The 19293-nt window shown below is 36.4% G+C and carries 16 protein-coding genes; 14 read left to right on the top strand and 2 right to left on the bottom strand.

Annotated elements, in window-relative coordinates:
• Nucleotides 1-109 precede the first annotated feature (109 nt).
• From OQ268_RS05925 to OQ268_RS05975, 11 genes are all read left to right on the top strand, one after another.
• Nucleotides 110-1108, top strand: coding sequence for a hypothetical protein (locus OQ268_RS05925; protein ID WP_265855192.1), 999 nt, complete (start codon nt 110-112; stop codon nt 1106-1108).
• A 10-nt stretch (nt 1109-1118) separates the two neighbouring features.
• A complete protein-coding gene (locus tag OQ268_RS05930; RefSeq protein ID WP_265855193.1) occupies nt 1119-1997 on the top strand; it encodes a hypothetical protein in 879 nt (292 codons plus the stop codon).
• A 241-nt stretch (nt 1998-2238) separates the two neighbouring features.
• A complete protein-coding gene (locus OQ268_RS05935; RefSeq protein ID WP_265855194.1) occupies nt 2239-2757 on the top strand; it encodes a thermonuclease family protein in 519 nt (172 codons plus the stop codon).
• 180 nt (nt 2758-2937) lie between these two features.
• Nucleotides 2938-5277, top strand: a complete 2340-nt coding sequence (locus tag OQ268_RS05940; RefSeq protein WP_265855195.1) for a type I restriction-modification system subunit M — start codon at nt 2938-2940, stop codon at nt 5275-5277.
• 1 nt (nt 5278) lies between these two features.
• Nucleotides 5279-6298, top strand: a complete 1020-nt coding sequence (locus tag OQ268_RS05945; protein WP_265855196.1) for a virulence RhuM family protein — start codon at nt 5279-5281, stop codon at nt 6296-6298.
• Nucleotides 6288-7520 (top strand): restriction endonuclease subunit S, encoded by a 1233-nt coding sequence (locus OQ268_RS05950; RefSeq protein ID WP_265855197.1) that lies wholly within the window; start codon nt 6288-6290, stop codon nt 7518-7520. Before OQ268_RS05945 ends, OQ268_RS05950 begins: the two co-directional genes overlap by 11 nt.
• A gap of 15 nt (nt 7521-7535) precedes the next feature.
• Nucleotides 7536-7853, top strand: coding sequence for a hypothetical protein (locus OQ268_RS05955; RefSeq protein WP_265855198.1), 318 nt, complete (start codon nt 7536-7538; stop codon nt 7851-7853).
• 69 nt (nt 7854-7922) lie between these two features.
• Complete coding sequence (locus tag OQ268_RS05960; protein ID WP_265855199.1) at nt 7923-9317, top strand: DUF262 domain-containing protein; 1395 nt, start codon at nt 7923-7925, stop codon at nt 9315-9317.
• Nucleotide 9318: 1 nt separating this feature from the next.
• Nucleotides 9319-10452 carry an AAA family ATPase gene (locus OQ268_RS05965; protein ID WP_265855200.1) on the top strand — a complete coding sequence of 378 codons (1134 nt, stop codon included), beginning with the start codon at nt 9319-9321 and terminating at the stop codon, nt 10450-10452.
• On the top strand, nt 10445-11173 hold the full coding sequence (locus OQ268_RS05970; protein ID WP_265855201.1) for a hypothetical protein: 729 nt from the start codon (nt 10445-10447) through the stop codon (nt 11171-11173). Before OQ268_RS05965 ends, OQ268_RS05970 begins: the two co-directional genes overlap by 8 nt.
• Nucleotides 11174-11179: 6 nt before the next feature.
• The gene (locus OQ268_RS05975; protein WP_265855202.1) at nt 11180-14203 is read left to right on the top strand and encodes a type I restriction endonuclease subunit R; all 3024 of its coding nucleotides are present in this window, start codon (nt 11180-11182) and stop codon (nt 14201-14203) included.
• A 378-nt stretch (nt 14204-14581) separates the two neighbouring features.
• Here OQ268_RS05975 and OQ268_RS05980 read toward each other — a convergent pair whose 3' ends face one another.
• A complete protein-coding gene (locus tag OQ268_RS05980) occupies nt 14582-15472 on the bottom strand; it encodes a winged helix-turn-helix domain-containing protein (protein ID WP_265855203.1) in 891 nt (296 codons plus the stop codon).
• 149 nt (nt 15473-15621) lie between these two features.
• Between OQ268_RS05980 and OQ268_RS05985 the strand changes: the two genes are divergently transcribed.
• The 3 genes from OQ268_RS05985 (at nt 15622) to OQ268_RS05995 (ending at nt 18296) form a co-directional block, all read left to right on the top strand.
• Nucleotides 15622-16161: a hypothetical protein gene (locus OQ268_RS05985; protein WP_265855204.1), complete on the top strand. Its 540-nt coding sequence runs from the start codon at nt 15622-15624 to the stop codon at nt 16159-16161.
• 368 nt (nt 16162-16529) lie between these two features.
• Nucleotides 16530-17282, top strand: coding sequence for a DUF72 domain-containing protein (locus OQ268_RS05990; protein WP_265855205.1), 753 nt, complete (start codon nt 16530-16532; stop codon nt 17280-17282).
• Nucleotides 17283-17522: 240 nt separating this feature from the next.
• Nucleotides 17523-18296, top strand: a complete 774-nt coding sequence (locus tag OQ268_RS05995) for a DNA-formamidopyrimidine glycosylase family protein (RefSeq protein ID WP_265855206.1) — start codon at nt 17523-17525, stop codon at nt 18294-18296.
• A 111-nt stretch (nt 18297-18407) separates the two neighbouring features.
• Here the strand turns inward: OQ268_RS05995 and OQ268_RS06000 are convergent, their stop codons facing one another.
• Nucleotides 18408-19202 (bottom strand): SDR family NAD(P)-dependent oxidoreductase, encoded by a 795-nt coding sequence (locus OQ268_RS06000; RefSeq protein WP_265855207.1) that lies wholly within the window; start codon nt 19200-19202, stop codon nt 18408-18410.
• Nucleotides 19203-19293 lie beyond the last annotated feature (91 nt).

A 19293-nucleotide genomic window follows, 5' to 3' on the forward strand; every position in this document is an offset into this window, starting at 1 on the left:
GCGAGATCATGATTTAGATACTAAACAACTTAGAGATAAAATAGCTGATTTAAAAAAAGATAAATTCATACTGGAGACGGGAAATCCAAATATCGGTGAAAAAGGATTGTTGCAAATTAACAAAGAGATCGAAAAAAATAAACTAGAAAGAAGAACAATTGAAGAATCGTTCATCGTAAAAAAGTTTTGGTCCGTGGGAACGATGTTTATCACTTTTCTGCTAGTTATTTTCACATTTTACTTGTCATTCTTTTTCGCTTCTGCCTTTTATAAGATGTTATTTGAAAGCAATGAATATAGTGCCGCTTTAGAAGCAGGTGTGGATCTTGGTTTGCCTAAGTTGGTTGATGCAAATGCAATTGTGAAACTATTCAGACAGCAAGGGATTCTGTTTGGATTTATCGCTACTATTTTCTTTCTTTTCCCAATTCTTTTGTCGAATATAAAGTTGCTCGGAAGTAAAAATAGCTTAGTAAATGGTTTTTTATTTTGGATTGGATTGGCGGTATTTGATATTACAGTAGCAGGCATGATTGCCATCAATACCGACAAGATAAGCTCATTATTACTAGGTAAGCAATCTCAAATGCAAATTTGGGAAGTTATAAAACATGGTGAGTTTTGGATGTTGTTTATGTTCGGTATGGTTCCATTAATTATTACACATTATTTAATTGAATATATCACGAATGCTTATAGACTATCAAAGAGAGAATTAGTTGATGCTGAAAAGAACAAAAAAATACAAATCTTAGACGACGAAATGATAGACTTTATTTCTGAGAAAGAAGCACTTTTTAGCAGGATCAAGATTATACATGACACAGTCGATAGTAAAAACGGGATGATACTCAATTTAGAACTTCAGATCCATAACATTCAAAATCAGATTGAAAATAGTTACCAGGAATTACAAAGGGAGGTGAAATTAATTTATGATGATTTTAACAACAAAATATTAAGCGGCAAGATATTTACCGACGTAATCCTAGAAAGCGTTATCATGGCCTACAATTCTGGATTTATAGAACATCTACCTAAATTTTATGCTACTGGCGAGGTTGCCCGTAGAGTTAGGGAAATTGAACAGTTGATTGCCAACAATTAACCTATAGCAAATGAAAATCACAATAAGAATTAGTATAGCAATTTTACTGTTTACATCTTGCCGAATTGATCCAGAGTGTCAAAATAGGTATTTAAAATACCAAAATATTATAATCTTATCTGATATGTCAAGTAGGCTAGATAATAAGTCACCGAAAGATCTTGCAGAAATTCACAAAATCGTTCAATTTTTCCAGGACGAATGTGTTAAACCTGGTGAAAAAATTGGTGACCGATCTTCTATTTCTTTTTCAGGATTTTCAGGAGACTTAGTCGCAGCTATTGATCTAGACAAATTTAAAACGACTAGTGCAAAGCAACAATTCGTTAATTCCACAGGTCCTTATCAGAATGATGGTTTACAAATGCAAATTGGGTTGTTTGAACAAAAGGCTAAAAGTTTTTATGCCAATACTAGAAATCAGGGTTTAGATTTGATAAGCATTTTGATAGATAAGATTGATAATGATTTAACAATAAAAGAAAATAAGTATTTAGCGAATGGGGTGGATACCACTTTTTTCGATTATGAAAACCATGTCTATATATTCACAGATGGTTATTTAGAGTATTTAGATAAAGATGCCAATAGCCAATTTTATTTTGGTAGACTAGAAATTGAGAAGGTTAGAAAGTCGATTATTGCTACAAATATGGATATAACAAAAGTACTTCAAACCAATAATAAGCTATGTCTACCTTCTAATAAAAGCAATAAAAATCATTTTATAAATCTCCATATATACGAAACGCATGAAAGAGATAAGAATGAAAAATCACAAAGCTATAGATATCCTAAAGGTCAACGAGACAATGAAATTCTTGAAGCGGTATGGAAGAAGTGGGCTACGGAGAGTGGATTTAAAAGTTTCGAATGGAAAAAATATTAAGTCATCAGAATTATTCTATGAGATTGCTTAGCCTCAATTAGAAACATATGAAATCCCTATTTTTCCTAATTTATCTATTCAGTTCCAACTGCATCCCACCTACCAACGCTTATCTCTGCGATAGCCCCAGCGCAAAGAAATACCATTTCGACTCAAAATGTCGCGGGCTCAATAATTGCAGACAAAAAATCATTAAAACAACAGTAGATAAAGCTGTAAAACAAGGTAAAACGATATGCAAATGGGAAGAGTAATCTCACAAGTTTTGCTGACTATGTTCATCTTGAGCTGTAGTGCAGACAAAAATTATTTGCCTATTGTTGGAAACACTTTCGAAAACCAAACTTTCATTGCTAAGGTCATCCGTATTATAGATGGCGACACCATGGAAGTGCTTTATGACGACACACCCGTAAGAATCAGGCTAGCTCATATTGATTGCCCAGAAAAGAGGGGCAAACAACCATTTGGAAATCATGCTAAGCAAGCCCTATCAGATTTATGTTTCAAACAGCTGGTTACGGTACACGGCGAGAAGTACGATCGGTATAGAAGGTTAATAGCAGTAATTATTAATAACAAAAAGCAAATCGTTAATCAAGAACTAGTCAAGCAGGGGATGGCTTGGCATTTTAAACGTTATTCTACCGCTGTTATTTATGACCAACTTGAGGCGGAGGCCAGAAAAAATAGCGTAGGATTGTGGCAAGATCCGAATCCAATACCGCCCTGGGACTGGCGGAAGAATAATACGTTGTAAAATACAAAATAGAAGGTGAGGCCATAATTTTACTTGTTACCTCGTCCGGTGATAAGATACAAAACTTCTTTTTCAGGATGGAAAAAGAGCAATCCTATCCTTTATTTGGGATCTTCCAACCATTAAAATTTCCTATTTTAGTCCGAAATGTTTGATGTAAATATTCATTACAAAATATAAATGAACCAAGCTGTACATAATAAATTAGTTTCCTTTATCTGGTCTATCGCAGATGATTGTTTAAGAGATGTTTACAACCGAGGCAAATACAGAGATGTGATTTTGCCAATGATCGTACTTCGCAGATTAGATGCTTTACTGGAGCCAACAAAAGAGGCCGTAATGGAAGAAGTTTCTTTTCAACGTGATGAAGCTGGTTTTACCGAGTGGGATGAAAAGGGCTTAACCGAAGTTACAGGCTATGTATTTTTTAACACTAGCGAATGGACATTGCAGCGGCTACACAATACTGCCACCAACAACCAACAATTACTTTTAAGCAATTTCGAAGAATATCTAAATGGCTTTAGTCCAAACGTAAAAGAAATTATAGACAAATTTAAACTGGCCAGCCAAATACGCCACATGGCAGCTAAAGATGTGTTGTTAGATGTGCTCGAAAAATTTACTTCGCTAAATATTAACCTAACACCGTTCGAGAAAACCGATGGAGATGGAAGGAAATTGCCTGCACTTTCTAACTTGGGCATGGGCTATGTTTTCGAAGAACTGATCCGTAAGTTTAACGAAGAGAATAATGAAGAAGCAGGAGAACATTTTACCCCACGTGAGGTAATCGATTTAATGACACATATTATTTTCGACCCGGTTAAAAATAATCTTCCACCAGTAATGACCATTTACGATCCCGCTTGTGGGAGTGGTGGGATGTTGACCGAATCGCAAAACTTTATCAAAGATGAAGACGGCGAGATCAAAGCCAAAGGCGATGTGTATTTGTATGGAAAGGAAATAAACGATGAAACCTACGCCATTTGCAAATCAGATATGATGATTAAGGGCAACAACCCCGAAAATATCCGCGTAGGTTCTACACTTTCTACAGATGAATTTGCAGGAACAACTTTCGACTTCATGTTGTCCAATCCGCCTTATGGCAAAAGTTGGGCAAGTGAGCAAAAATACATTAAAGATGGCAAAGACATTATCGACAGTCGTTTTCAAATTAAACTAAAAAATTATTGGGGAATTGAAGAAGAAGTGGATGCCACACCACGCTCAAGCGACGGCCAATTGTTGTTTTTGATGGAAATGGTAAACAAAATGAAACCATTAACCCAAAGTGCTGCAGGCACACGGATTGCATCGGTACACAATGGCTCCAGTTTGTTTACTGGCGATGCTGGTGGGGGCGAAAGCAATATTCGTAGGTATATTATCGAAAACGATTGGTTAGATGCCATTGTGCAACTACCAAATAACCTTTTTTACAATACAGGCATTACCACTTACATCTGGATTTTGAGCAACAACAAAGCCCATGAAAGAAAGGGTAAAGTACAACTGATTGATGCCGGACAGGCTTTCCGTAAACTCCGCAAAAATTTGGGCAATAAAAACTGCGAATTTTCGCCACAGCACATTAGTGATATTGTTGCGGTTTATAGCCAAATGGAGGTAAAAAAAGAAGAACAATTGGCTAGCAAACTGTTTGATAACAGCGATTTTGGTTATTACAAAGTCACCATAGAAAGACCAAAACGTTTAAAAGCGCAATTTACAGCAGAGCGAATAGCAGATTTACGTTACGATAAAAGCTTACGTGAGGCAATGATTAGCTTGCATGAGCAATATGGAGAAAAGGTATACGAAGATTTAAGACCGTTTGCCAAAGACATCGCCAAATGGGCGGATGCTGAAGAGCTAAACTTGAATGCCAAACAACTGGCCATCCTTTGCGATACCAAAATATGGCAAAAACAGTTGGATTTGTTAAACTTGGCGCAAGATTTAATTAAAGCCATAGGTGGTGATGAATACAATGATTTTAATGTTTTTAAGAATAAGGTTGAGGAAGAGGTTAGGAGACTAAAGCTGAAACTTTCTTCATCAGAAAAAAATGCCATACTCAATGCGGTAAGTTGGTATGATGAAACAGCAGAAAAAGTAAAGAAAAGTATAGTGAAGCTAAGTGGCGACAAACTGAGCGATTTATTAACTCGTTTAGGTTGCACAGCCGATCAACTGGAAGATTACGGCTATTTTATCACCAACAAAAAAGGTGAGCATCAAACTTATGAAACCGAAAGCGATTTACGTGATACCGAAAATGTACCCTTAAAAGAAAACATCAACAGCTACTTTTTAAGAGAAGTTAAACCTCATGTTGCCGAAGCTTGGATTAACCTAGATGCCACTAAAATTGGTTACGAAATTAGTTTTAACAAATATTTCTATCGCCATAAACCTTTAAGAAGTATCGAAGAAGTAACAGCTGATATTTTAGCATTAGAAAATGAGAGTGATGGTTTAATTCGTGAAATTTTAAACCTAGCCTAATATGAGTTCGGAATTAATTTTATACCAAACTGAAGATGGACAAACCAAAATACAAACCCGTTTAGAAAACGAAACCGTTTGGCTTACCCAAGCTCAAATGGCAGAGCTATTTGGCAAGGGTAGAACTACTATAACTGAACATATTGGCAATATTTTTAAAGAAGGAGAATTGGATAAAGAATTGGTAAGTCGGAAATTCCGACATACCACTTCACACGGTGCAATTGCAGATAAAACCCAAGAAGTTGAAACAACTTACTACAATCTCGATGTAATTATCTCGGTAGGTTATCGGGTAAAAAGTTTGCAGGGCACCAAGTTTAGGCAATGGGCAACCGCTAGGTTACGCGAATATTTGGTGAAGGGTTTTACCATGAATGACGATTTGCTGAAACAAGCAGGTGGTGGCGATTATTTCGAGGAGTTATTGGCTCGCATTAGAGACATACGTTCTTCTGAAAAAGTATTTTGGCGCAAAGTATTGGATGTGTATGCAACCAGTATAGATTACGACCCACATACCGAAACCTCGCAAACCTTTTTTAAAACCATACAAAACAAAATGCATTGGGCAGCACATGGGCAAACTGCTGCCGAAGTAGTGTATAGCCGCATAGATGCCGCGAAACCTTTTTTAGGTTTAACCAACTTTAAAGGCGCACAACCTACCCAGCAAGAAATTGCCATTGCCAAAAATTATTTAAATGAGCAAGAATTGAATGTATTAAACCGTATGGTAACTGCCTATTTAGAGGTAGCAGAATTACAAGCCTTAAACCGCAAACCCATGCACATGCAAGATTGGCTGCACCGTGTAGACGACTTTTTACAAATGACCGGCAATGATATTTTAACTCATGCTGGAACCGTTAGCCACCAACAAGCTTTAAACAAAGCCAAAGAGGAATACAACAATTACAAGGAAAGCCTAAAAAATGAGCTCTCTAAAGTAGAAAAAGATTTTGTGCAACATTTAGAGCAAAGCACTAAACAGCTTAAAAAGAAAAACAATGGAAATTAAGCTGAAGAAATACGATGCCTACAAAAATTCTGGAGTAGAATGGTTAGGGGAGATACCGGAGCATTGGGAGGTTACAAGTATTAAAAAGGTAGGTCTAGTTAAAAATGGTGCTACACCATCATCTTCAAATTTAAAATATTGGGATGGAGACATTGTATGGGTAACACCTACTGATATCAATAATCTGGTTACAATAGTTAATTCTGAGCGAAAAATCAGTACTCTTGGCTATCAAAGCTGCGGAACAACTCTTATCCCCAAGGGTTCTATTGTCTTGACTACTAGAGCTCCGATTGGAAAAGTTGTCATTGCTGGTGTTAATCTTTGTACAAATCAAGGTTGTAAATCAATAATCGCAAATAATCAAACTAATAGTAAGTTTTTGTATTACCTATTTTCGATAAATTCTAAAATTTTAAATGGTCTTGGCACTGGTACTACGTTTTTAGAATTGAGTAATAAAGAGCTGAAAAATTTTAATTTACCTAATCCACCCTTAAAAGAACAAACCGCAATTGCCAAATTTTTGGATAATAAAACAGCAAAAATAGACCAAGCCATAACCATTAAACAAAAACAAATCGGTTTATTAAAAGAACGCAGGCAAATTTTAATTCATAAAGCAGTTACCCAAGGCATTAACCCAAATGTAAAATTAAAAGATAGTGGCGTAGAATGGATTGGAGAAATACCTGAGCATTGGGAGGTGAAGAGGTTGAAGCATGTTGTGAAAATAAATAATGGATCAGATTATAAGCATATTCAAAGTGAAAGTGGATATCCTGTAATTGGATCTGGGGGTATATTTGCTTATGCAACAGAGTTTATGTATGATGGTGAAGTTCTTTTCTTAGGCAGAAAAGGAACAATTGATAAGCCTTTGTATTTTAAAGGTAAGTTTTGGGCCGTGGACACAATGTTTTATGCACAGGCAAAATATAAGAATTCAGTTAGGTTTTTGCATTATTTAGCAACCACAATACCGTTTAAGTTCTACAGTACAGCAACAGCTTTACCAAGTATGACTCAAAGTGATTTAAATAATCATCCAATAGTTATCCCAAATGTTAATGAGCAGAATTTAATAGTTAAATATTTAGAAGATTTTAGTCTTAAAATTGACACCGCTATTTCTCTAAAAGAAAAAGAGATAGAGAAATTAAAAGAATATAAGGCAAGTTTAATAAACAGTGTGGTAACAGGTAAGGTTAAAATAAGTTAATTAAAAAATATTAAGATGGAGTTAGAAATTGATGAGTTGTACACTCAATTTGAACAATTAGAAGTAAATGCAGATGACGAGGAGTTTGATCCAAATCAACTACAAGATGATTTTTATATTTTGTTAGAAAAAGTTGAAGCATTAAAACATTCCGTTTGGGATGATAATGATTTAGATAGGTTAGATATGTTAAAAAGTAAAATGGAATCATTTAAAAGTGAACAAAATTTTTATGATGCCGATGATGAACTAAACAGAATGTTTCCTAATAGAGGAGATGATGATTTTGATGAGGATAGTACTTCTTATGAAAGCGTGTTTGGCAAGGACTAATAGTGACTGTCTCTGTCATAACAAATAAGTAAAAGTTTGTTATTATTATTGTAATAAAAAGTACCATAAATGAATATTGAATTAAGAATTGATAACGATAAAGAAATTCTGTTATCCCCCATTAAAAAAAATAATGAGGCTGCTGATGCTAATATATTTGAACTTTTTGATGAAAATAATAAGAGTTGGATGGAGCTAAGGCTTATTAATAATTCATTTGAAATTATAGGCAAAGATATTCTTATAATCGATAGTGATGATGATTTGCGAATTAAACTTGATAAACTGGTTCTTGAAGTTATTGAGGCTGAACAGTCAGGTACTGAAAGTACCGAAAGCACCTTAACAGAGGAAGCCAGTCCATATAATCCTGATAATATCAAAGTTCACTCTAAGCAATTTAGCATAAAGCTTATAGATGAAATGATTGACAACGGAGATATTGACTTTACACCTGATTATCAAAGGAATTTTGTTTGGAACAGTCTTCAAAAATCGAGATTGATAGAATCCATCCTTTTAAGAATTCCATTACCAATGTTTTACTTTTCTGAGGATGAAGACGGGAAAATATCTGTTGTTGATGGATTACAAAGGCTCACTACCATAAAAGAATTTATGGATAATAAGTTTCCTTTGAAAAATTTGGAATATTTGAAGGACAGCTGTGAAGGTAAATATTATACAGCTAAAGAAAAAAATGGCGAATTAAATGGAAAGCCATGTATTGACGCAAAATATTTAAGGTGGTTTAATATGACCCAATTTTCTGTTAATGTGATTGACCCTAATTCTCCTCCAAAAGTTAAATATGATATTTTCAGGAGGATTAATACTGGTGGTAAACCGCTGAACAATCAAGAAATTAGAAATAGTTTGGCCGGTAGAGGTCTTAGAGATACGGTTAAAGAAATGGTTAGCCTAAAGGAATTTAAAGTAGCAACAGATTATAGCATAAAACCTACTAGGATGGACGATCAAGAAGTTGCGCTAAGATTTGTTCTTTTTTATAATCTACATTCTGAAGATCCAACTATTAATAATTATTCTGGATATATGGATTCATCTTTAGATGATCTTACCGAAAATTTATCAAAAACTAGAAATACAGATTTGGAAAAATATGTTCGTCTATTTTCCAATTCAATGCAAAATGCAGAATATTTGTTTGGTTCTAGACATGCTTTTAGAAAAGTGATATTACACGATATTAAGCCTAATGCTTACAAGCAACTTATTAACAAGGCACTATTTGTCTGTTGGTCTGTACTATTAGCTGACTTTGATCCTGAGATTATTAAATCAAAGAACCCTATTAAAGGTTTATTGGAGCCATTAGCTACAATAATTGAAAACGACATGAAATTATGGGGTTATCTATCATATGGAACTAACTCTAAAGCTAACTTGCTTTACGTTTTTGCTGAATGTAAAAAACTAATAAATCAGCACTTAATTTATTAAAATGAACGCTCTTATAATAAAAAATTTCAAGTGTTTTTATGACGCTTGTATCCCCCTTAATAAGCTTACGATACTTGCTGGGGCAAACGGAAATGGGAAAAGTACGACTATACAAGCTTTGCTTTATTTACGTAGAACAATAGAACATTGTGCTAAATGGGAAGATGAAAAGTATATTCTTGATATACCAAATAGTCTAAACGTAGAATTAAATGGTGCGTATTGCTTGGCTCTGGGAAATAGTAATTTTGTCTTACCTAGAGACGCAGCTAGAGATGAGATTATTTTAGGGGTAAAAAAAAATGAAAATAATTACAGCATTCGATATGATACTAATGATGGTGAACTTTGGTTAACACCAGTAGAGATAATGGGTAACTCGGATTATAGTGAGCTTTTTAAACAAGAGTTTTATTATTTAAATGCAGAGAGACTAGGACCTAGAATTACACAGAACATAAAATTTTACGATTTTCCCAATACAGGTTATCAAGGTGAATTCGTTGCCCAACTACTAGGTGATACTAATAATAATTATAAGATTAAAATTGAAGAAGAAAGAAAACACCATTCATCTAAAAGTCCATATCTTGAGCAACAAGTTAATGCATGGCTTGACGAATTGATGCCTGGTGTTTCAGTTTCTTCGAGTTATAATCCAGATACTCATTCAGCACAAGTTAGGGTAGATAATTATTTTACTAAAGGAGAACCAACACTCTCAACAAACATAGGATTTGGTATCAGTTATGTTTTACCAATTTTGGTTAGTGGTTTAATTGCTGTAAGAGGAACTTACTTAATAGTTGAAAACCCTGAGGCACATTTACATCCATCAGCTCAATCTAAAATTGGTAGATTTTTAGCAATGGTAGCTAATACTGGAGTAAATGTAATCGTTGAAACCCATAGCGACCATGTTTTAAATGGTATTCAAATATCGGTTGCAAAAAATGAAATTAACGCAGAAGATGTTGTGGTAAATTTCTTTTCTCAAATAGAAAGTGAAAAGCAGCCACATATAGATAGTATTTTAATTAATAACAGAGGAGAACTTTCTATGTGGCCAAAAGGCTTTTTTGATCAGAGTCAAAGAGATTTTGCTGAACTTTTTAATTTACGCAAGCATGAGTAATTTCTTTTTGCTAAATGCTGCTATTGATATTCCAACTTATAATGAATTTAAACTAGGAATGTCTGAATTAATTGCGATAGATAAGAAAAAGGATCATGTGTTTTTAAAACATCAATCTATTTATAATCTAAACATTTTCGAAGAGTTATTTCGTACTTACGGGCCTGTTGAAAGTGCAATTATAATTTTTTTGGAACAACATATAGCTAGTGAAGTTTATGTTGATACTGAGGAAAAAGCTCGCGAATTAGATACATCTCTTCCATTTGCTTTTACAGGAATAAATTTTTTAAACCAGGCTATTGCTTTGCAAAAACAAATTGTAGACGACACTTCATATCAGAATTTTTGTAGAACACTTTTAGGAAATTTAGATAAATTGAAGGATATTATGGGAGAATGCCTTGTTTCAAAGCAGTTTGAAAAAATGTTTGCTGATTTTAAACCTGATGTACAACAATCTATTATTGAAGATTTTGCGAAAGCAAAAGCTAGGGGATTAAAAACTCCTTTTTATCCTGATACGAAAATTATAAAAGACGTTACAAAAACAAATCACAAAACAAAAGTTTATGAATTAAGAGTATACACTCCAATTGCCTTAAGAGTTTATTTTAATGAAATCGATGGGGTTGTAAAACTTGCATCTATAGAGCAGAAATCAAATCCAAATCAAGATAATGATATTAATTCGGCACATAAAATCTTAAACGAATTATAAGAACCTATGCCATCACAAACTAACGAACAAGCCCTAGAAGCCGCTATAGAAAAGAGATTGAGTGGTACAAACTTAGAAGAGCTCAAATTATTAAGCGAACCTCTAGAATTGTATAGAACTGGCAATGGCTATTACATTGGGCAGGCTTCAGATTTTAATCCAAAGTTTGCGATTGATGAAAATCGTTTTTGGCATTTTTTAGCGACTACGCAAAAAGAAGAGTTAGCCAAATTGCAAAAGCAGGGCGATTGGAAATTAAAAATTCTGGAGCGTTTTGATCGTTTAGTAAAAAAGTATGGCATATTGCGCATCTTTAGAAAAGGCTTAGACGTGGACGATGCGCATTTTGCCTTATTTTATGTGTTACCCTTGGCCAGTAGTGGCGAAAAGGTAAAAGAGAATTTTAAAAACAATGAGTTTAGCGTAACCCGCCAGTTACGATACTCGCAAAGCAATCCCTTAGAAGAGATAGACATGGTGCTGTTTATTAACGGTATCCCATTTGCAACTATGGAGTTAAAAAACCATTGGACAGGCCAAAACGCCAAAGTACATGGACAAAGTCAATATAAATTTAAGCGAGATATTAGCCAAACGCTGTTAAACTTTGGGCGTTGTATTGTTCATTTCGCGGTAGATACCGATGAAGTTTACATGACTACCAAACTAGATGGTGCCAATACTTTCTTTTTACCATTCAACTTGGGCAATAACTTTGGCAAGGGCAATCCAACCAATCCCTTTGGGCATAAAACTTCTTATTTATGGGATGAGGTTTTAACCAAAGAAAGCGTAGCCAATATCATCCAACATTTTGTGCGTTTTGATGGCAAAGATACCGATCCGCTAAATAGCAAAACCTTATATTTTCCGCGTTACCACCAAATGGATGTGGTGAGGCGTTTGGTAAAAGATGCGAGCGAAAAAGGAGTGGGACAAACCTATTTAATTCAGCATTCTGCAGGCTCGGGTAAATCTAACTCCATTACTTGGGCAGCTTACCAATTGATAGAGGTTTATCCAGAAAGCGATGATTTGCCGGGAAGTAAGGGGAAAGGTAATCCGTTATTTGATTCGGTAATTGTGGTAACCGATCGTAGATTGCTCGATAAACAATTGCGAGAGAACATCAAAGAATTCTCTGAGGTGAAAAACATCATTGCGCCAGCCTATACTTCGGCCGAATTGAAAAGCAGTTTAGAAAGTGGCAAAAAAATTATCATCACTACCATTCAAAAGTTTCCATTTATTGTAAACGGTATTGCCGATTTAAGCGATAAACGTTTCGCCGTAATTATTGATGAAGCACACAGCAGCCAGAGTGGCTCTGCAGCCGATAATTTAAACAAGGCAATGGGTGCAGAAACGGAGGAAGATACCGATGATGCACAAGATAAAATTTTATCGGCTATGCGTGGCCGTAAAATGAGAGACAATGCTTCTTATTTAGCCTTTACCGCTACGCCAAAAAACAACACGCTCGAAAAATTTGGGGTAGCCCAAGCAAATGGCTCTTTTAAGCCGTTTCATTTGTATTCGATGAAACAAGCCATTGAGGAGGAATTTATCTTAGATGTATTGGCCAATTATACCACTTATAGAAGCTATTATGAAATTGAAAAATCAGTAGAAGATAATCCGCTATTTGATACGGCAAAAGCACAGAAGAAGTTAAGGGCTTTTGTAGAACGTCACCCAGAAACTATTGCAACCAAAGCAGAGATTATGCTTGATCATTTGATGACCAAAATTGTAAATGCCAAAAAGTTAAAAGGTAAGGCAAAAGCAATGGTGGTTACCCAAAGTATCGAATCTGCTATTCTGTATTATCTAGCAATCAAAAAAATATTGGTAGCTAAAGGTAATCCATTTAAAATTGCAATTGCTTTTTCTGGCAAGAAAACGGTTGGAGGTGTAGAGTATTCAGAAGATAGTTTAAATGGTTTTCCAGAAAAAGATACCCGTGATCGTTTCAATGAGGATGAGTATCGCTTATTGGTTGTGGCTAATAAATACCTAACTGGTTTCGATCAGCCAAAGTTAACGGCTATGTATGTAGATAAGAAGTTACAGGGTGTTTTGGCGGTTCAGGCATTATCTAGGCTAAATCGGGCTGCAAATAAATTAGGAAAAAAGACAGAAGACCTATTTATCCTCGATTTTTTTAATACAACAGATGAAATTAAAGATTCATTTGATCCTTTTTATACTTCAACTACCTTGAGCAAGGCAACGGATGTAAATGTTTTACACGAGCTTAAATCAATAATGGATGATGTAGGAGTTTATGAATGGGCAGAGGTAGAGGATTTTGTAGAAAAGTATTTTAAGGGTGTTAATGCGCAGTTGTTAAGTCCGATTATAGACACTGCTGCCGAAAGATTTAATTCTTCTTTGGCACTTGAAGATAATGATAAAGCCGATTTTAAGATAAAGGCTAAACAATTTGTTAAAATTTATGGCCAAATGGCAGCCATTTTACCTTACGAAATGTTGGTTTGGGAAAAGTTGTTTTGGTTCTTAAAGTTTTTGATCCCCAAATTAATTGTGCTTGATCCAAGTAGCCAAATTGATGAATTGTTGGATGCTGTTGATTTATCTACCTATGGTTTAGAGCGTGTAAAGCTGAATGCGGCAATAGGTTTAGATGATAATGAAACCCTGCTCGATCCTCAAAACCCTAATTTGAGAGGTGCACATGGAAGTACAGAAGAAGCAGATCCGCTCGATTTAATTATCAATAGTTTCAATGAACGCTTTTTTCAGGGCTGGGAAGCTACACCAGAAGACCAAAGGGTAAAGTTTGTAACCCTGGGCAAGTACATTCAAGCACACCCCGATTTCCAGACCAAAGTAGTTGACAATGCTGATGTGCATACCTCAGATTTAGCTTTCAAAAAGATTTTAGACGATGTGATGTCAAAGCAACGCAAAAACGAGTTAGATTTATATAGGCTCTATGCGAAAGACGAGGCATTTTATCAGGCATTTTTTGATACGATGAAAAGGATGGTTAATATTGGGAGATAAACACACCCATAATTTCAATGCTACTCTTCAAAACTAAAAAACAAAACCTATCTTCACTTAAAGAGGTTCCTTTCAAGCTAGAGCGAGGTTGATCAGGGTACTTGAAGTCAATTCAATGCACTTAAGCATTGAAATTTGGTTGTGTCCGATTGCAGTAAAGCAAATTTTGTCAGGAGTATGTTTCGCTATCGTCCTGTTTGAAGATTTTCTTTGATTTTAGTTATAGCATTCCTTAAAATTTATAAAAGACTTGTTGACGAGGCAATTTGTAGCATTATTTATGCGACAATGAAGATGAAAAGCTATTCAAGTGTTGCACAACTAAAATAATGCGCAACATAAATGCTAAAATCAAGTCTATCCCACTGCAGATATCACCTACCCACCAATCTCAAGCCTGTATCCTTTTCCGCGGATGACGGCGATTTTTATATCTGGATCTAAAGCAAGCTTTTTTCTGAGCTTCGATATGAACATGTCCAAACTTCGACCAACGATAACGCCTTCGTCTTCCCAGATTTCTTTTTGTAATCTGCTACGTTCAATCATTACGTTAGGGGATAGCGCAAAGATCTGAAGTACACGGGTTTCAGTCCCTGTTAATGCTATGGTATGCCCATTGATGCTGAGCTCACGCTTCGAAGTATTAAATAATATCGAACCCAAATTTAACGAAGCCGGATCGATAGTTTTAGGCAAGGAAATATGCAATTTAGGATTACGCCAGAACATAAAGCCAACAAACGCCAGCACAGGTAAGCAACCCAGGAGATATCCTTTAGCCAGGTTGTTCATACCAGGCGGTTTAAATTTGACGCTCAGCACGTACGGTGCAAATGCTTGCTTTCGACCAACGCAAGAAATCAGGTTATTGTCTTGGTTATTGGATATGGCATAGGCATAGGCCACACCAGGCTCGCTGGTTTTGAGCACGTTCACTACATAATCACTTGCGTAAGGATCATGAGCTAAAATAATTTGGGTAATTTTTACGAGCGCATCAGATTGAAAAGCAAAGGACTTCTCGAAGCGGATCTGGTATTCGTCTTTAGATATCTTTTCAACTGGCAGAACGGTAGATGTGCTGTCGCCCGATTGTAAAAGCAATTCATGGCCCACTCTCCGGAGTAAAATTTCTCTTTTCGCGATATTGAATTCGTCATGAGGAGTCGTAAAAAAGGCTAAGCCTACTAATGCCACTGTTGAAAGTAACAGGACTCCAATCAAATATTTTCCTCTTCCAGAAGGCAGATTTTTACCAATAAGCATCGTGTAAAAATTATAATTTACAAAGTTTACGTTTTTATTTACAATATCCTTTATTCATCCCGAAATATATCCACATATTTTTGTTTAGTCAAGTTCAAGGGTCGAAAAATGGACACTAGACAATAGCTTGATCATTAAACCTAAGCAATATGAAAAAAATTATTTATGCACTATTTTTGGTCTTGGTTGCAGCCTACGGATTGGTATTTGCAAATCGTGAATTGAAAAAGGAACAGCCTGAAGGCGAAATCTCAGCGGCAGCTTCTACAGTTGATGGCGCAGAAGGGTTAAAAAAATGGGAAGCTAGTCCTGATGGCGTTAAGTTTAAACGGTGGAAAGTTTCCCCGACAGGTAAGCACATTCGTGCAGGTGCGGCGAAGATCAACAAGGCCTTAAATGATTCGACTGAAATGGAAGCTGTAATTACATCACTTTCGCTTCCGCCGGGATCTCGTTTGGGTTTCGGGATGTTGGCTAAAATTAATGGTGTCGACTGCATATTAAAACTGGAACCTGATGCATCTCAGTTAAGACAATTAAAAATGCTAAAAGTTAACGACAAACTTATTCTTAAAGGTCGTCATGTATCCTTGGCACCTTCTTACGCATACCCAATTGTCTGGGGCGAATCTGTTTTATTTAACGGTAGCGTAATTTATAAACGTGCTCCGCCTAAAGGTGGCTGCTAGTATGGAAGTAATCGTCAAAGGAAAATGATATAACTGATCCTATTTTAAGTTGCCCATTTGTTGGTAAATGAAGTGAATTCATAAAGATGCCTGGCTGAAACATAACAGCTGGGCATTTTTAGTTTTCTTCCTTCTCAATGATGGATAAATTAAAACAGTTATTTTTCCTTTATCTGCTTTCTACTACACTCGTTTACATCTTAAATCGAGGTCTCAGCCAAAATGGCTTGACATTTTTATGACTGGTACCGGGGAAAAAAGATCAAAATCAAACCAAATAGTCTAGGAAGTGTTTTTTCAGCATTGCGTATTTACCTGGTTGGGAGGTGATATACGGGCAGGAAATAGGGCAAATCAAATCTTCCCAGATGGAAAAAACAAGATATTATAGTGGAACGAGTGGACTTTTGCTTCCCGTACCTAATAAAGCATTTTACCCCGAGGCGTTTCAGGAGCGCTCCAGACTTCACTATTATGCATCGATGCGTAATAGCATCGAGATAAACAGTTCTTTCTACAAGATTCCACAAAGTCAGACTATTAAAAAATGGGCGGATGATGTACCTGCGAATTTTCGGTTTACCTTCAAACTATTCAAAGGCATTACTCATCAACCCGGGTTAGCCTTCGACGCTCATGAGTTAGCACATTTTATGCAGGTGGTTTCAAATGTTGGGGAGAAGAGCGGATGCATTTTGGTGCAATTTCCGCCTAGCATTCGCATTGCACAGCTTCCGGCAATACAACGGCTCCTTTCGGCATTGAAAACTTCTGATCCAGACTGCAAATGGCCTATCGCCATCGAGTTCAGGCATCCTTCTTTGTACGTAGCCGATGTGTATGCAATGTTGGAAGATGGAGGATTTGCTATGGTAATTCACGATAAGGGCATATCAACGAGTCCTTTTGAAAATAAAGGCGCAGGACCAGTTTATATTCGTTTCCATGGACCCGAAGGCAACTATCGGGGAAGTTATGAATCTGATGTTTTGTATGAATACGCGGGCTACATCCGTGACTGGCTTGCTGAAGGTAAGTCGGTATATGTGTATTTTAACAATACGATGGGTAATGTGCATGCAAACCTGGAATTATTAAACCAGTTTGTATCATCGGATTGAGCGAAGAGGGGAAATGGGTAAAGCTGATTTTGCAAATTCATCATCAGCTTTTTTAAGATCAATTAACTATCAAACATTACATAATAAGTTATGTTCTTTGTTCGAACAAATTGGCAAGGGCAAGCAATCGAATCTTGTTTGATGGTATATGGTGCTGAATCAACAACGTTCAATTTGCGGCTATTGGATAAAGCCGGCGTAATTTCTTAAATAATTTAAATTATTATCAATGATATAACCATGGCAGAATTACCAGATTTAACTGTTTTCGCAAAAATACTCACGAAAAGATTCCAGGGAAAGGTGTTGGAGACGCTTGATGTAAGTGTGGCAAAGAAAATAAAGGTAACAGGAACGGCGTTGAAAAAGGCACTTGAGGGAAGAGAATTACTGAATGTTGAACGTGAGGGCAAAACTTTACAATTGATTTTTTCCGGCTCGCAGGTATTGGGTTTACATCTAATGCTGCGAGGGGAGTTGGTTTTGTTTGACCAGGATGAGCCTCCCCGCTACCAGATATTGGGCTTTCACTTTGAAGGTGGTGAAGCTTTTTCGCTTGTGGATTTACAAAAGCATGCTACACCCACGCTTAATCCCGAAAAAATAGCGGTGCCCGATGCCCTGGATTTGCAGGAAAAAGATTTTTTGGATTTACTTGCCAGGAAGCGAACAACAATAAAAACGCTTTTAATGGATCAACACCTGATTAGGGGAATAGGCAATAGTTATAGCGATGAAATATTGTATCAGGCCGGGATCTCACCTCTTTCTATCGCAAAAGCAATTCCTGCTAATCATGCGAAAAAGCTTTTTAAAAGTATTGGTGAAACACTGCGTACGGCAATCGAACAAATTGCGAAAGAAAATGGCAACGAACTCAAGGGCGAATTGAGAGATTTTATGCACGTGCACCGTTCATCCATGGAAAAAACGGATAAAGGAGAGAAAATCCTATCAACGAAAATAGGTGGACGCAAAAGTTACTATACTGCCGAACAGCAATTGTTTAAATGATTGCCTTAGCCCGTTCGGATACCTGGATTGGCATTGAATTATCTTGTTTTCAAAAAATTCCTAAACATTCCAGGCTGAGATATTAGTTATAAGTTTGCGCCCACTTTTCAATTACTTTTGGTCTCCAGGCTCCTGCACTTTCTCCATTTGTGCCGCTTGTATACTATCAGGGGTTAAATTCCCCATAGCAACCTGCACTTTATTTTTAAGTCCTGAAACCACCATGTCTTTGCCAGCCATTAGTGCTTCATAACCATCTTTGGCCACTTTTACCGGATCTGCAAGGTCACCTTCCTGCACGATCTTCGCATCTAACATATCTGCTTTTCTAAAGAAGTCAGTATCCGTTGCTCCGGGCAACAGTGATGTAACGCTAACGCCAGTATCCTTCAGTTCATTGCGAATGGACTCATTAAAAGAATGTACAAAAGCCTTGGTTCCATGATAAACCGCCTGGTAAGGTCCTGGTGTTTTGCCAGCAATGGAAGCCAAATTCAGAATTTTGCCACTTCCTTTTGCTACCATGTCTTTTGCTACATGTTTTGTAAGGGTTACCAGTGCAGAAATGTTAAGCTGGATAATGTTAAGCTCCCTTTCCAGATCGTTTTCAATGAATTTACCATACACACCCTGGCCTGCATCATTTACCAATACATCTATTTCGAGTTGCATTGATTGTACTTGCTGGTAAAGCTCGGTAGCGGCGCCCGGTACAAATAAGTCTTTACTGATGCACACCACATCTATTCCTTCCTGTTTTAAAGTCGATGCAGTAGATTCTAGTGCTTGTTCATCTCTAGCCACAATGATGAGGTTGAATTTGTCTTTTGCAAAAAGTTTCGCAAGCTCGAGGCCGATCCCGCTTGTAGCGCCGGTTATAAGCGCAAACTGTTTTTCGTTGTTCATAATTTTTATAGGTAGATACGCTAATTCAACATATCCTTTATGAAAAAGATTTACCTTTTTTCACTTTATCGCAAATCGTAGCAGCACCTTC

The sequence above is a fragment of the Pedobacter sandarakinus genome, from assembly GCF_026240095.1.
GTDB classification, from domain to species: Bacteria; Bacteroidota; Bacteroidia; order Sphingobacteriales; family Sphingobacteriaceae; genus Pedobacter; species Pedobacter sandarakinus.

What these genes read in the sequence shown, in the direction of transcription:
- OQ268_RS05930 (WP_265855193.1), top strand. Translation starts at nt 1,119, where the DNA reads ATGAAAATCACAATAAGAATTAGTATAGCAATTTTACTGTTTACATCT.
- OQ268_RS05935 (WP_265855194.1), top strand. Translation starts at nt 2,239, where the DNA reads ATGGGAAGAGTAATCTCACAAGTTTTGCTGACTATGTTCATCTTGAGC.
- OQ268_RS05940 (WP_265855195.1), top strand. Translation starts at nt 2,938, where the DNA reads ATGAACCAAGCTGTACATAATAAATTAGTTTCCTTTATCTGGTCTATC.
- OQ268_RS05945 (WP_265855196.1), top strand. Translation starts at nt 5,279, where the DNA reads ATGAGTTCGGAATTAATTTTATACCAAACTGAAGATGGACAAACCAAA.
- OQ268_RS05950 (WP_265855197.1), top strand. Translation starts at nt 6,288, where the DNA reads ATGGAAATTAAGCTGAAGAAATACGATGCCTACAAAAATTCTGGAGTA.
- OQ268_RS05955 (WP_265855198.1), top strand. Translation starts at nt 7,536, where the DNA reads ATGGAGTTAGAAATTGATGAGTTGTACACTCAATTTGAACAATTAGAA.
- OQ268_RS05960 (WP_265855199.1), top strand. Translation starts at nt 7,923, where the DNA reads ATGAATATTGAATTAAGAATTGATAACGATAAAGAAATTCTGTTATCC.
- OQ268_RS05965 (WP_265855200.1), top strand. Translation starts at nt 9,319, where the DNA reads ATGAACGCTCTTATAATAAAAAATTTCAAGTGTTTTTATGACGCTTGT.
- OQ268_RS05970 (WP_265855201.1), top strand. Translation starts at nt 10,445, where the DNA reads ATGAGTAATTTCTTTTTGCTAAATGCTGCTATTGATATTCCAACTTAT.
- OQ268_RS05975 (WP_265855202.1), top strand. Translation starts at nt 11,180, where the DNA reads ATGCCATCACAAACTAACGAACAAGCCCTAGAAGCCGCTATAGAAAAG.
- OQ268_RS05980 (WP_265855203.1), bottom strand. Translation starts at nt 15,472, where the DNA reads ATGCTTATTGGTAAAAATCTGCCTTCTGGAAGAGGAAAATATTTGATT.
- OQ268_RS05985 (WP_265855204.1), top strand. Translation starts at nt 15,622, where the DNA reads ATGAAAAAAATTATTTATGCACTATTTTTGGTCTTGGTTGCAGCCTAC.
- OQ268_RS05990 (WP_265855205.1), top strand. Translation starts at nt 16,530, where the DNA reads ATGGAAAAAACAAGATATTATAGTGGAACGAGTGGACTTTTGCTTCCC.
- OQ268_RS05995 (WP_265855206.1), top strand. Translation starts at nt 17,523, where the DNA reads ATGGCAGAATTACCAGATTTAACTGTTTTCGCAAAAATACTCACGAAA.
- OQ268_RS06000 (WP_265855207.1), bottom strand. Translation starts at nt 19,202, where the DNA reads ATGAACAACGAAAAACAGTTTGCGCTTATAACCGGCGCTACAAGCGGG.